Source organism: Mucilaginibacter gilvus (assembly GCF_004054195.1).
Lineage (GTDB): Bacteria > Bacteroidota > Bacteroidia > Sphingobacteriales > Sphingobacteriaceae > Mucilaginibacter > Mucilaginibacter gilvus.
Map to the genome: position 1 here is coordinate 157,568 of NZ_SBIW01000003.1, position 13,230 is coordinate 170,797.

Annotated in this window: 13 protein-coding genes; 6 read left to right on the forward strand and 7 right to left on the reverse strand. The window is 42.4% G+C overall.

The genetic code is table 11. From position 1 onward, the window contains the following. Positions 1-42: 42 nt before the first annotated feature. The 3 genes from EPL05_RS06750 to EPL05_RS06760 form a co-directional block, all read right to left on the reverse strand. On the reverse strand, positions 43-1,647 hold the full coding sequence (locus EPL05_RS06750) for a L,D-transpeptidase family protein (protein WP_128533195.1): 1,605 nt from the start codon (positions 1,645-1,647) through the stop codon (positions 43-45). Between the two features lie 144 nt (positions 1,648-1,791). Next, positions 1,792-2,217, reverse strand: coding sequence for a response regulator (locus EPL05_RS06755; RefSeq protein WP_128533196.1), 426 nt, complete (start codon positions 2,215-2,217; stop codon positions 1,792-1,794). Between the two features lie 147 nt (positions 2,218-2,364). Further along, a complete protein-coding gene (locus tag EPL05_RS06760) occupies positions 2,365-3,852 on the reverse strand; it encodes a L,D-transpeptidase scaffold domain-containing protein (protein WP_128533197.1) in 1,488 nt (495 codons plus the stop codon). Between the two features lie 286 nt (positions 3,853-4,138). Here EPL05_RS06760 and EPL05_RS06765 point away from each other — a divergent pair, with 286 nt between their 5' ends. The 3 genes from EPL05_RS06765 (at position 4,139) to EPL05_RS06775 (ending at position 7,468) form a co-directional block, all read left to right on the forward strand. Beyond that, positions 4,139-5,326, forward strand: a complete 1,188-nt coding sequence (locus EPL05_RS06765; RefSeq protein ID WP_128533198.1) for a PAS domain-containing sensor histidine kinase — start codon at positions 4,139-4,141, stop codon at positions 5,324-5,326. After that, positions 5,323-6,372, forward strand: a complete 1,050-nt coding sequence (locus EPL05_RS06770; RefSeq protein ID WP_128533199.1) for a response regulator — start codon at positions 5,323-5,325, stop codon at positions 6,370-6,372. The genes EPL05_RS06765 and EPL05_RS06770 overlap by 4 nt, the downstream gene beginning before the upstream one ends. Positions 6,373-6,451: 79 nt before the next feature. After that, positions 6,452-7,468, forward strand: coding sequence for a 2-hydroxyacid dehydrogenase (locus EPL05_RS06775; RefSeq protein ID WP_128533200.1), 1,017 nt, complete (start codon positions 6,452-6,454; stop codon positions 7,466-7,468). Positions 7,469-7,540: 72 nt separating this feature from the next. Here the strand turns inward: EPL05_RS06775 and EPL05_RS06780 are convergent, their stop codons facing one another. From EPL05_RS06780 to EPL05_RS06790, 3 genes are all read right to left on the reverse strand, one after another. Further along, on the reverse strand, positions 7,541-7,885 hold the full coding sequence (locus tag EPL05_RS06780) for a hypothetical protein (protein ID WP_128533201.1): 345 nt from the start codon (positions 7,883-7,885) through the stop codon (positions 7,541-7,543). Positions 7,886-7,967: 82 nt separating this feature from the next. Continuing rightward, complete coding sequence (locus tag EPL05_RS06785) at positions 7,968-8,822, reverse strand: universal stress protein (protein ID WP_128533202.1); 855 nt, start codon at positions 8,820-8,822, stop codon at positions 7,968-7,970. Between the two features lie 105 nt (positions 8,823-8,927). Next, positions 8,928-9,188 (reverse strand): site-specific integrase, encoded by a 261-nt coding sequence (locus EPL05_RS06790; RefSeq protein WP_166727651.1) that lies wholly within the window; start codon positions 9,186-9,188, stop codon positions 8,928-8,930. A 338-nt stretch (positions 9,189-9,526) separates the two neighbouring features. Here EPL05_RS06790 and EPL05_RS06795 point away from each other — a divergent pair, with 338 nt between their 5' ends. Then, complete coding sequence (locus EPL05_RS06795) at positions 9,527-10,162, forward strand: hypothetical protein (protein ID WP_128533204.1); 636 nt, start codon at positions 9,527-9,529, stop codon at positions 10,160-10,162. A gap of 100 nt (positions 10,163-10,262) precedes the next feature. Here the strand turns inward: EPL05_RS06795 and EPL05_RS06800 are convergent, their stop codons facing one another. Then, the gene (locus EPL05_RS06800) at positions 10,263-10,610 is read right to left on the reverse strand and encodes a bleomycin resistance protein (protein WP_128533205.1); all 348 of its coding nucleotides are present in this window, start codon (positions 10,608-10,610) and stop codon (positions 10,263-10,265) included. Positions 10,611-10,907: 297 nt separating this feature from the next. On the opposite strand from EPL05_RS06800, the gene EPL05_RS06805 reads away from it, so the two are divergent. Continuing rightward, entirely contained in the window at positions 10,908-12,698 is a 1,791-nt protein-coding gene (locus EPL05_RS06805) for an ATP-binding protein (RefSeq protein ID WP_166727652.1), read from the forward strand. A gap of 58 nt (positions 12,699-12,756) precedes the next feature. Beyond that, complete coding sequence (locus EPL05_RS06810; RefSeq protein ID WP_128533207.1) at positions 12,757-13,191, forward strand: SRPBCC family protein; 435 nt, start codon at positions 12,757-12,759, stop codon at positions 13,189-13,191. The last annotated feature ends 39 nt before the right edge of the window (positions 13,192-13,230 follow it).

Below are 13,230 nucleotides of genomic sequence, written 5' to 3' on the forward strand. Positions count from 1 at the left end.
TTAGTCACATATTAAAACCTTTGGTTCAACCAAGGTTTTCACTCAATTAACATTGGTCCCTAACAGCAGCATATCTGCAAGGCGTTGGTCCAGGTTGTAAATATCTTTCCTAAAATTAAGGTGACCTCCGCGGTCTGCAAAGGCGGTAAAGTAGGCGATAAACACGGGTACTTTTTTAATTAATGTTACATACCGCTCTTTCCCAGCATGCATACTTTGGCTGATTTTTGTGTCGTCCCAGTTAGCGTTGTCCTTTAGTAAAAAGGCAGCAAATTTAGCGGGCTCGGCTATGCGGATACAACCATGGCTAAACGCCCTGGATGTTTCGCCGAATAATGATTTTGATGGGGTATCGTGCAGGTAAATGTTATAGCTGTTTGGAAACAGGAATTTAACCAATCCCAAAGAATTATCATCACCGGGTTTTTGCCTAACCAGGGGCAACCCGTTCTGGCGCCCTATAATTTCCATGTTATGCTCCGATAAATAGGCGTTGTTTCTCTTTATGCCCGGGAGCACTTCATTGGTTAATATCCCCGGTGGTACATTCCAATAAGGGCTAAACACCACGTATTGTATCTCGCCATAAAACGCTGTTGTAGGGTGCTGGGTTTTACCAACAACTACGCTGCAACTCCACAGCAGGCTATCGGCATGGTAAACATGCATTTTAAATTCGGGGATGTTAACAGCTACGTAATCGGCATTTAAATTTACCGGCAACCAGCGGCTCCTTTCCATGTTTACCAATATCTGTTTTATCCGTGCCTGTAAGGGCACGTTCAGTTCGGCTACAGTCTCCTTGTTTAAAAGCCCGTTAACAGTAAGCCCGTGCCTGTCCTGGAATACTTTTATGCCGTTTTGCAATTGGGCATCGTAAGCATTGGATAATGTATCGCCGGCAAAATCCTCCAGTTTATATAAGCGAGCCCTAATCAATCGCAATGTTGAAGCAGTATCGCCCAGGGCCCATTTCCTGGTGGTGATAATGGGGAGCCATTTGTCTTTAGCTTGTAACTGGCTATACTTTCTTAAAAAGGTTCTTAATAATTCATATTGGCGGTAAACCGGTTCTTTTGCCAATAGTTGCTTACCCGGTGCTTTCAACAAGCTATCGAGGTAGGCGCTATACGCTACTTTTTTCCTCGGCAATAGCCATCCGCTTGCTTTGCTGGCTGCCACATCGATGCCCTCATAAACCGCTTTCGAAAAATTAAAGTACTGGGCGGTAAGCATCAGTTCCTGTTGTATATCAGGCTGGTGGTCCTTTTTATTTGGTTCTGCCTGGTTTATTAAGGAGTCGAGCGCGGGCTGATAGGGGGTAGCTTTGCTAAGCCCATCACTTTTAAAATTCAGGATCCTGCTGATTAAATTGCTCGCCTGCTCAATAAGTGTCCCGTTTTCAAACCATGCGTAGGCAAACCCCCTCTGCCTGTAGAAATCAGTAACCTCGGTTTCGTTTATTTTTAGTAGAGGATAGTGCTTAAAAAAGCCTGAAATTTGTACGCTGTCCAAGATCATGGCGGTGTACTGTTGCTCAGGTGGTGCTCCTCCGGACATTTTTTTGGTCGGTACCTGCGCACACCCCGTTAACGAGGCGCAGGTTGCAACAACTGCTAAAAGAGAATTAATAAGATACGTTTTCATAGGCAACAGGTTGCAAACAACGGAGTTGGTATTTGCATGCGCAAAGCTATGGTGATGTTACCAGGTATTAAATGACGTGGGTTGCCCCGTTAAGTGATTGGCGTCACTTATAAATAACCTATAGAAATGCTTTATAAAAAAGATCTAATATTCCAGCCTGGCCGAATTAGCTGTGCCTAATATCTGCTCCAGTTTAGTGGTACTGATAGGTTTGGTGATAAAGTCCTTCACTATCGCGTAGCCCAAAGCGCGTTCGATATCCAGGTTAAAGATGGAAGATGTTATAATATAAACTTTGGCGCCAACTACACTATCCAAATTTAAACGGTGGTATTCTTCCAGGAAATCCCAGCCGTTCATTACAGGCATTGTCAGATCTAAAAATATAATATCCGGAAGAGTCCTGGCATTTTCTATCAGTGACTGCAAATAGTCAATAGCTTCTTCGCCGTTTAAACAAAACGCAAGCATTATATCTGCTGTAACTTTAAGGGTTAGCCTTTCAAAAATGAAATTATTAATAACATCATCATCTATAACAAGCACATTCAGTGGCATATAACTATCCATGTGTATACAACACACTATGTTGTAATTGTTTTAATTAATTATCAACGAGAATTTTCAGGCCCTATTGCTACGCACATTCCAGGAGCCTTATTAGGTCCCCCCGAAGGAAATACTATAATAAAAACGTTTTTTTTAAGATCCCAAAAATTAGTTTTGAGTAACTTTTAGCGTCGGGTCGTTTTTGCTATACATTAACATATCAAGGGTTTTATCGAGCCCATATATATCGTCATACACTACCAGTATGCCATTTACCATTTCGCAAGTGAGGTAGGTAATATCAATTGGCATTGGGGTTTTCAGGTAAAAATTCTTTCTCAGTCCTTTGTCAACGGCCTTATCCATTGCAGTCACAGTAGATTGCGCGTTTTCGTTTACCAGCAGCAGCTTAACAAGGTTTACGATATGCTGCACGCGCACGCAACCGTGGCTATATGCACGGTTGTTCGTAAAAAACAGGTCTTGCTCGGGCGTATCGTGCAGGTATATATCATAAATATTATCAAAACTCATTACCATTTGTCCGGTGGCATTATCGCAACCTTCGGTTTGTGTAGCATAATATCGCTGCGGAGCTTTTAAAATTAGTTTTAAGTAGGCTTTACCGGGTGTTATCAGCATTCCTCCGTTATTGTAAATAGCATAATGATTGTTTGCCAGGTAAGCAGGATCAAGTATCGCTTTTGGAAGCAGTTCTTTTACAAAAGTTTTCTGCACAACCCGCACTTCCGGTGTTGTGGTGAAATACTTGATCGCACTGCTTAAAGATGGCGTTGGCGTGCCCGGCATCCCCACAATTACCCTAAAGGTATCCACCGCTCCCCGATGATAAAAGCTAAGCTTGTATGAAGGAACGTTAATGTGGATAAAATTAACGGTATCTAAAGCCGACCATCTCAGGCGCTCCATATTAATCGCCATTTTGCGTACATCCGCTTCGGGGAACTCATAGCAGTCATCCAACTGTACCCCGGCAATTTTATGCATATAGCTTTGCAGGTTTTGATAAAGCTTGTTTTGCGGCTGAGCGCTGATAATAATCGTCATGAAATCCTTGTTTAGCATTGCTTTGCTGAGTAATTCCATTGCATCAAAAGGAAGCCCACCCTTATCAATCTTCGAGTCTGGGAAAAGCGGATTGTATTTACCAAAGTGTAAATTATTGGTAAAGGATAGCATTGCATCCGTCAGGATAATTTCAAAACGTGCCTTTTGAACCAGGGGCACGCGGTCCGGGTGTTCCAGCATATCGTGAAGTTTACCGTACAACAATTCGGTAGGGTGGTAATCGACATGGTTAAGGCCAAATTGCAAAACGCAATCGATCATCAGCATAGCGGCCCAGGTTTGTCCGGCGTCAGCTTCTTTAACTATCCAATTTTGGGTAAACTGCCGCTGTAGGTAAAATCGTTTTACTGTTAGCGGATAGTTCAAAGGTAATTTGGGCCCGTTAAGCTGCCTGGCAATTTCATCAGACAGCTCCCTATCGTTGGTTTTATTAACAACCTGCTTATCCGATGCCTTTGCCGTAAGTACGGCGAGCATTAAGGCTACCAGGAACAGGCACAGCAACAGCGATGTTTTAATACTGTAACGGTACGGTTGATATGCTACTGGGTTTACTTGCTTTTTCATGTCGTTGCTTTTGATGATGTAAAGGTGTGGACGGTACGCCTCTAAAATAATGATACCGGTCACCTAATAACCTGACGTGAAACGGAGAGTTATGAAAGCACATATCTGGTTGATGCCTTGAATCCTTTACTTACTGTTGCTTTTATTTGTGCAAAAGATGGCCACGGATTAAACTTTTCAAGCTAAAAGTGACGTACGTCATGTTTAGGGTTGAAGTACATTACTTTTTAAAAGTTGCATCCGCGTTAACTTTGTATTAAGTTGCCCGTAGAGGATAACTTTTTTTATGGAAAACGCAGCATTACTTAAAGCTATTATAGAAAATGCCATCGATGGAATAATTACCATAGATGATCGCGGGAAAATAGAAACCATTAATCCATCGGCCTGCACGCTTTTTGATTATGCGCCTGCGGAGGTTATCAGCAAAAATATATCTATGCTAATGCCGCCGCCGGATAAAACACAGCATGACGAGTATTTGGACAGGTACCAGCGCACCGGCAAGGCACACATTATTGGTGTTGGCCGCGAAGTGAAGGGACTAAAGAAGGATGGCACCGTTTTCCCGTTTAGGTTGGCTTTAAGCGAAGTGCAGTACTCCGGCAGAAAGATATATACAGGATTTATACACGACCTTACCCGTGAGAAGGAAGCAGAAGCGCAGTTGAAAGACTACGCCGCGCACCTGGAAGAACAGGTGGATGAACGAACGCGATCATTAAACGAAACGGTGGCTGCATTAGAACTTGCCAAAGAAGAAGTAAGCCTATCGCTTGATAAGGAGAAGGAACTGAACCTGTTAAAAAGCCGTTTTGTATCTATTGCATCGCATGAATTTCGCACGCCGCTAACATCCATTCAGTTATCCGCAGGGTTAATTGAGCGATACGCGGAAAGGTTGAATAACTCCAATATTGGAAAGCATGTGGGTAAAATAAAGCACGGCGTAGCTAACCTAACGGCGATATTAAATGATTTTCTTTCGTTAGAAAAACTGGAGGCCGGAAAGGAACAACCCAATACCGCAACCTTCGATCTGGTGAAATTATCCGAAGATATAACCGAAGAAATGCAGGCAATAGCCAAGCAACATCAGAACATTATTTACCAGCACACGGGTACAATCAGTACCATTATTTTAGATCAAAACCTGTTAAAGAGCTGCATAATCAACCTGATAAGTAATGCCATAAAATACTCCGGCGAAAACACTTTTATTGATTTTACTACGGAGATAAATAAGAAGAAATGCACAATCACCATTAAAGATAATGGCATAGGCATCCCCGAAAAAGATCAGAAGCATTTATTCGAAGCCTTTTTTAGGGCTCACAATACGGGCACCATCCCCGGTACGGGCTTGGGACTGAACATTGTAGCCCGGTATATAGATCTGATGGGGGGAAGTGTGAATTTTGAAAGTAAGGTTAACCAGGGTACCATTTTTACCATAATATTCGTAACAACATGAAAAAGGTTTTGGTAATTGAAGACAACAACGACATCCGCGAAAATATCATAGAGATATTAGAACTTGCAGGCTATACAGTATATAACGCCAACAATGGCAAGGCCGGTGTGGAACTTGCGCTAAAACACCAGCCGGATATGATTTTGTGCGACATTATGATGCCCGAAATGGATGGGTACGGTGTGTTGTACATTTTAAACAAACATATAGAAACCAGCACCATACCCTTTATATTCCTTACAGCGAAGGCAGAGCATCTAGACCTTCGCAAGGGAATGGACCTGGGAGCGGACGATTATCTCACCAAACCTTTTGACGACATGGAACTCTTACAGTCCATTGAAAGCCGGCTGAAGAAAAAAGAACTCCAACGTAAATTCTATAGCACATCGTTAGACCAGCTTAGTTCGCTGGTTACCAATTTAGATGGCATGGCCGAGTTAAAATGCATCATAAATGAGCGCAAAATACGGGTTTTTAAAAAGAACCAGGTAGTTTACTATGACGGCGATAAAGGGAACGGCTTATACCTGATTGTGAGCGGGCGCGTAAAAACAATTAAAATGGCAGAGGATGGCCGCGAATTGATGACCGGCATGTATACTGCCGAAGATTATCTCGGCATAAACGCTATTCTATCCGATCAAGCTTATAGCGACACTGCAACCGCTGTTGAAGACAGTACGCTGTGTTCGATACCAAAGGATATGCTGGATCAATTATTAACCAAACACCCCGAAGTAGGCCGGGAATTTATCAAGCTACTCGCCAAAGATATAAGGGAAAAAGAAGAACAATTGCTGCAGCTGGCTTATAACTCGGTACGAAAAAAACTTGCCGATGTATTATTGCGTTTATACCGAACCCGGCCAAAAGAAACCAGCGGGTTTAAAGTATCGCGCGAAGACCTGGCCGCTATGGCGGGCATGGCTACCGAAACCGTTAGCCGCACCTTGTCTGATTTTAAGGATGAGCGCCTGATAGAGAAAACCGCGAGCCTGATAACTATCCTGGATGAAACCCGCCTTGCTAAAATGAAAAACTGACAGGTATCATTTTTACCGCTGACCGCCCTCACGGTGCAACCCGCTCTTTCGGGGTAATTTTGCTCAAATATTATAAATCATGAAAGCGGTAGCATACAGTATCAGGCCTTTTGAAAAGGAATATCTGGCGATAGCCAATCAAAAAAAACACGATATAACGCTTATATCAAATCCCCTAAATTCGGAAACAACAAATTACGCGGAGGGTAAGAACGCCATTATTGTTTTTACGAACGATGATGTAAACGCGGATGTAATAGAAAAACTCGCCGGGCTGGGTATAAAATACATTATCACAAGATCTACCGGTACAGATCACATCGACAAAGAAGCTGCAGACAAGTATAACATTAAGGTATCAAACGTGCCATCCTACTCGCCACAAGCTATTGCCGAACACTCGGTTGCCCTGGCTTTGGCGCTTAATCGCAAGTTGGTTAAGGCGGATAAAAATAGCCATCAGTTTGATTTTAGGAACGAAGATCTGATAGGTTTTAACTTTTCCGGCAAAACCGTAGGTATTATAGGTTTGGGCCATACCGGGCTTGCTGTTGCCAAAATATACAATGCCTTAGGGTGTACTGTAATTGGCCATGACCCTTATCTACAGGGCGAAGCACACGGTGTACAATCCGCTTCATTAGAATCGCTACTTGCTGCATCGGATGTTATATCGCTTCATTTACCCTTAACCACGGCCAATAAATATTTCATTTGCGATGATACGCTGAACAGGATGAAGGATGGGGTAATGCTAATTAACACCTCAAGAGGCGGGCTCATCAATACTGTTGATGTACTTACCGCGCTAAAAACAGGGAAGTTAGGCTACCTTGGTTTGGATGTGTATGAGCATGAAAAAGGCTTGTTTTTTGAGGACCATACTAAAGACCAATACAAGGATACCTTACTGCAAATGCTGATGGGATATGATAACGTGTTGGTAACGCCTCATCAGGCGTATCTTACAAAAGAAGCCTTGCAGGAAATAGCCGACCAAACCATCCGGAACCTGGACAGACTGCAAGCAAAACAATGCCTTGGCGAAGCCTGTGTTTGCCAAAAAGGATGCAGGGCTATCCTTCCGAAAATTTAAGGTAAATAATAACTAAAACAAAGGCCGTTAGCATCATCTGCTAACGGCCTTTGTGTTTTCAAGAGTTATTCGCTAAAAGATAAAAACAGCGATCATTAAAAAGTGAATGAACACGCTTGCCAGGAAAAACAACAGCATTACTCTTATGCCTGCGCCCCCCATGCCCGAGATAATGTTTGCAAAGTATAAGCCCAGCGTTACAGCCAGCACAGCAAGCGGCGCGTTAAAATAATAGATGAGGGCGGCCGGTACCGGTAGAAACAAAACGCCCTGTGCTATTAACGACACAATAAACCAAAGCGTTTTGCTATCGGCCTGCGCATCGGCAAATGCATTCCATTTGCTCCAAAGGCCAGTTTTAGTGACTGTTTCTTCGTTGTCATTCCCAATTGCGGGCGCTATAAATATATTTTGCATGATGATTTTTTTTATTTCAAATATCCGGGTAGCTAAGCAATAACAGGATGACGATGCACCCCGATATAAAAGATCGTAAACATTAGTTTCCTGTATGGAAAACCAGTAGCGGTATAGCAATATGGGCAGCCATTTTTTGAGTATGGCTTAAATTTAAAATGTCTTCAATAAAGTTGTAATGCCTGTGTTCCATAGCCAATATATCTATATGCCCGTGTTCGCAAAGCCAGTTAAGTCCTTTTTCGGTATCGCTGTTTTTTATTGCGCGGTAATAAATGTGCGGGTAATTTGCCTTATTCGATATGTCTGTTATCAACTCATCGGTCATTAATTGCAACGAGGTAGATTGTTGCTCTTTATAAACGTGGGTTAACAGGATATCTGCATTAAGCGGTTTGGCTAAAGCGATGAGTTGATAAATAGAATCGAGTTGTTTGTTAATATGGTTAAAGTCGAAACCGAACGCTATTTTTTTAACCGGCTTAATAGGCGCTGCCTCCGGCACAATTAATAAAGGTTTGTTAACGGTATCAATTAAAGTGCTGCAATGGTTACCCAATAAAAAGGTACTGAGCCCGTCGCTACTATGTTTGCCAATTACAATTAGCCCTATGTTTTTATCTGCAATATGTTCAATCACGTCGGTAACTCTTCCGGCTTCGTTAACATAGCTCACGCTTGGCCTAAAATTGTCCGAATAGTCATTTTGTTCCAGGTGGGCTTTTAGTTTTTGTAATTCAGTTGTGCTGCCATCCATTAGTTCATTTTCCTGTTCCATTGGCCAAACAATCATCCCGGACTGCGGCATCTCGGCAGGGATATTGATGGCGTTTGCCAACATGATATTTGCTTTAGCTTGCTTGGCCAAATTATAACCGTAAGCGGCAGCATGGGCGGCATTCGGCGAAAAGTCGGTGGTGATGAGTATGGTTTTCATAAGAGTTTTAATTGCTGTAAAACTCCGCTAATTAATAAGCCAGCGGAATGATGACGGTCACCTATTTAAATGACTTGCATTTAAATAACAAGTTGTGTTATATCATTAAACCCGCACAAGCTTACGATAGCATACTGAATGCTCTTTTGGAGTAGCCTTAAAATATTTTAGAAATGTTTTTTCTGTACGATGGCCGATGATGGCCATAATGGCAATAGATGATGCACCCATCAAATACATGTTGATGGCAAACGACCTACGCGCCGTATGGGCAGAGATTAGTTGCGCGAACAGCTTATTAGCTTCCCTCGTAATTTTAATATGGTAGTTGGCATTGATCTGGTAATTACCCACATACTTTTCCAATACGTCGGCATTTACCTGTATCTCTTCAAAAAAATGATATGGTTAATCATACAGAATAGCCAGAACCGATGTTCCGATAGATTCAATTTCCCGGTGTAAAAATTATAGAGGATGATAACGCTAACATCATCTTCCGGTAAAGATATTCAGATGCCTTTGCACCGTCTTTTAAAATAAGCGCGTCGATATTATTGATGGTGCGCAATTTTTTTTATTTACCATCACAGGTTGTATAGCACCTTTTTATAACCTATTCTTCTTTCCTAATAAAGGGTTATTCACCCTGAAGTTTGAGATGGCGTGAGGCTATCTTGCAGAAACTTAAAACCTTTTTTATTATGACAATACCAGCAATTAAATTACTACCAGATCCACCGGCGCCTAACGGCATTAACGATTTCCCATTTCCGCCACCGGCAAAGGTAATACTGACGATACCCCTGCCCAATCAAACCATTATCGAAAAGGAATTGCCAATGAATGTTAGATTGGAAAAACGGCTTACCAATCAGCAATTAGAATTCAAGCAACAATGGGTGCGTGTAAACAGTTGCACCATTACGCCTGATACGCCATTTACACAGGAAGATTCTGTAACTATCGGCGTGGCGATGAGTGTTGGGCTCCGTGAGGAATTTTCCGCCTCGCTTGGGTTAAAGGTGGGGTCATTTATTGATATAGGTGCAAAATTAAGCCTGTCACTCTCTGCGGAGGTGTCGCTTGCAGCAGCCGTTACTAAAAAGAAGATCTTCAATGCCAAAACAGAGATTGTTCGGGCATCTTTTATGTGGTGGCAGCTTAAAAGCACCTACACGGTTACCGGAAATCGCCAGAGGGTTGTGGTCTTTAACGGAAAAGACAACTTTGGTGAAAAAGTTGATTTTACAAATCCGCTGGTATCTGACGAAGACGTTAGTGTCAGCACCCAATTCCCGGCATCAGTAGCTGCAAGCTTTTTAGTTTCCGACTTCTAAACAAATGCCAGCCGTATGCGCTAATTGCATATTTATCGTTTAAAAAAAATCAGAAAGCCTTTAGTCGAAAAATTAAAGGCTTTTTGCTGTTACGCTTTGCCTAAAGCATACTCTGCCCAACGGTAAGCAAATTGTTATCCGGGTCGTGAATGGAAAACTCTCTTTGCATCCAGGGTTTATGCTCCAAGGCGGTAACTTTTACGTCGTTCTTTTTTGCGGATTGAAAAAATGAATCTATATCGTCGGTACGGATGTATACCTGCCCATAATTTTCCTTTGGGTTCAGGTCTGCAAATTCAAAAAAATGGATCTGGATATTGTCTTTTTCCACCATCAGGTAGCCATCATAATCGCCGCCAAATTGCGTAAAGCCGAGTTTATTGAGATAGAAATCGCGCGTAAGGGCCTTATTGCGCATGGGGAGTTTTGGGTTGATGGCGGTAAGCATAATGGGTTAAAAATTTGGCTTGGATTATAAAGTAAAGGTGGCAAAAATATTTTACCGGCATTACCGCCCTGCGGTTTTTTCTTTCCGGGCTTTTGTAACAAGCCTATTATATGTGGCGCAACATGTAATTAGCTGTAACTATTTGCCGTTATTAGCAGTATAACTATTGCACACGATATAAACTTGGGCCGCCAATGTAATAAATACATTGATGTTGATGGTTTGGAATTTTTATTAGATATTTTTTAATAAATTAGCTTTCAAGTTAATATCGCCTAATCACTTTCATTGATGCCCATGGATATGCACATATCTTTTTTTAATTTCTCCCTAAAAAAGGTATTGGCGCAGCAACCCGATAATCTAAAAAAAGCGAGGATAAAAATTGTATATGCTATCCTGCTGCTATCCATCCTTAAGATATTGGTGATACTGCCCATGGTATTTCACAGCATAAAAGATCAACAGCTTTACAGGATAATCTTTGTTTTTATACTGTATATCGGGCTCACCAAATATTTGTTATACAAGCCGCTTAATATCAACATTATTTCGCAAGGGATGGTCATAATCGGTATAGCGGCTATCTGGGGTAATATTTTTATTTTTCAGCAAAACATCAATTTTGTTACCATACAGTTTGTCTTTATGGTAACTTTTGTAAGCTATTATCTTATTGATAGCCGTTACGCGGTTATTTACAGCATATTGGGCATATTACCGGTGATGTATTTTCTGGCTGTTACCAGCCGCCAAAGCTGGCACCTGTCTGCAGTGCCCGAAGAATTACCGTCTCCCGGCTTCGAAGCAGCTGTTTTTATGAATTTTATAACCATGCTGCTGGTACATTACCTGTTTTATTGCGCGTTTCGCGCTAATGTTATTGAGAAAGAAGCCTTGAATAAAAAGTTGGAGGCGACAGTTGCAGAAACCAAGGCCCTTGCAGATTCGCGTTCGGTGTTCTTGTCTACCATGTCGCACGAGTTGCGTACGCCATTAAACGCGGTGATAGGGATGACCAACCTGGTAAAAGATACCGCGACCGAAGAGCAAACCGAGAACTTGGATATCCTCGAATTTTCGGCGATGAGCTTGCTGACGCTGGTAAACGATATATTGGATTACAACAAAACAGAGAACGATAAGATAGAACTGGAAGCCATCCCGGTGAATTTGCCCGATCTGCTGCATAAGGTATGTACCGGGCTACAGCAGAAAGCGGCGGAAAAAGGCCTTGATGTATTGCTGCAGGTAGACGAAAATTTGAAAGGCAGATGGGTAATTACCGACCCAACCCGCATTACTCAAATTATATATAACCTGGTGGGCAATGCCATTAAATTTACTGAGAAAGGTAGCGTTAGCGTACAGGTAACCTCAATTGGCCAAACCGGGGATGATATGCAGGTGCATTTTTCGGTAGCTGATACTGGGATAGGCATCGCCCCAAACCGACAGGGCGCCATATTCGACCCATTTACGCAGGCATCGGTAGATACCACCCGCTATTATGGTGGCACAGGGCTTGGGCTGGCTATTGTAAAACGATTATTAAAACTTTTCAACAGCGAAATTCGGCTGCAAAGCAAGCAGGGGGAGGGCTCCACCTTTTCGTTTGATATGGATTTTGGTTTGTACCAAGGCGTTATTAACCCTGTTACCATACTCCCCGCGATGGATAGTAGATTAGATGGCCTTAATATCCTGATAGCGGAAGATAACCCTATAAATTCATTATTACTGGTAAAACTGTTAACCAAATGGAACGCCACATCAGTTGTTGCCACCAACGGGCAGGACGCGGTTGATAAATTACTGGCCGGCAGTTTTGATGCGATACTGATGGATCTGCACATGCCTATTATGGATGGCTACCAGGCAACTACCGCTATCCGCGCGCTTGCAGACCCGGTTAAGGCGCGCATCACTATCATCGCGCTTACGGCATCGGTATCGCACAATATCAACGGGAAAATTAACCTCGCCGGCATGAACGATTATCTCTCAAAGCCATTTCAGCCGGCCTCCCTATACCAAAAACTTGCGCCTTTAAATGCAGATAAGGCGGCCAAAGCCATGGTGGGGTAGTATTTAATATGCCCTGCAAGTAGTATATTGCCCACAAATATTGTTAAGCTAAAATATCATGGCAAATTCATCCAAACAACTCATTACCATAGAAGCAACTATTAAGGCACCGATAGAAATAGTTTGGGATCTTTGGGTGCAACCCGGGCATATCGTCAAATGGAACAATGCAAGCGACGATTGGCACACCCCAAAAGCAACCAACAACCTTAAAGTCGGCGGCAAATTTTGTGCAACCATGGCTGCTAAGAATGGAAGTAAGAGTTTTGATTTTGAGGGAACCTACGCCAAGGTTGTTGAATATAAACAAATAGCCTACACTATTGCCGACGGGCGCGAAGTAAATGTTGTTTTTAGCGCTGATGCAGAGGATGATGAGGTCACCAAAATTGTAGAAACCTTTGAACCGGAAGGCACGAACCCAGTTGAGATGCAGCGGCAGGGCTGGCAGGCCATACTAAACAACTTTAAAAAGTACGTAGAAGAGAATTAATTTCCGTTGATTTAAACTTCGGCACCTTTTGTTTGTAAT

Bases quoted from the DNA above. Each gene is read 5' to 3' on its own strand.
- EPL05_RS06750 (WP_128533195.1), bottom strand. From the start codon at position 1,647: ATGAAAACGTATCTTATTAATTCTCTTTTAGCAGTTGTTGCAACCTGC.
- EPL05_RS06755 (WP_128533196.1), bottom strand. From the start codon at position 2,217: ATGGATAGTTATATGCCACTGAATGTGCTTGTTATAGATGATGATGTT.
- EPL05_RS06760 (WP_128533197.1), bottom strand. From the start codon at position 3,852: ATGAAAAAGCAAGTAAACCCAGTAGCATATCAACCGTACCGTTACAGT.
- EPL05_RS06765 (WP_128533198.1), top strand. From the start codon at position 4,139: ATGGAAAACGCAGCATTACTTAAAGCTATTATAGAAAATGCCATCGAT.
- EPL05_RS06770 (WP_128533199.1), top strand. From the start codon at position 5,323: ATGAAAAAGGTTTTGGTAATTGAAGACAACAACGACATCCGCGAAAAT.
- EPL05_RS06775 (WP_128533200.1), top strand. From the start codon at position 6,452: ATGAAAGCGGTAGCATACAGTATCAGGCCTTTTGAAAAGGAATATCTG.
- EPL05_RS06780 (WP_128533201.1), bottom strand. From the start codon at position 7,885: ATGCAAAATATATTTATAGCGCCCGCAATTGGGAATGACAACGAAGAA.
- EPL05_RS06785 (WP_128533202.1), bottom strand. From the start codon at position 8,822: ATGAAAACCATACTCATCACCACCGACTTTTCGCCGAATGCCGCCCAT.
- EPL05_RS06795 (WP_128533204.1), top strand. From the start codon at position 9,527: ATGACAATACCAGCAATTAAATTACTACCAGATCCACCGGCGCCTAAC.
- EPL05_RS06800 (WP_128533205.1), bottom strand. From the start codon at position 10,610: ATGCTTACCGCCATCAACCCAAAACTCCCCATGCGCAATAAGGCCCTT.
- EPL05_RS06805 (WP_166727652.1), top strand. From the start codon at position 10,908: ATGGATATGCACATATCTTTTTTTAATTTCTCCCTAAAAAAGGTATTG.
- EPL05_RS06810 (WP_128533207.1), top strand. From the start codon at position 12,757: ATGGCAAATTCATCCAAACAACTCATTACCATAGAAGCAACTATTAAG.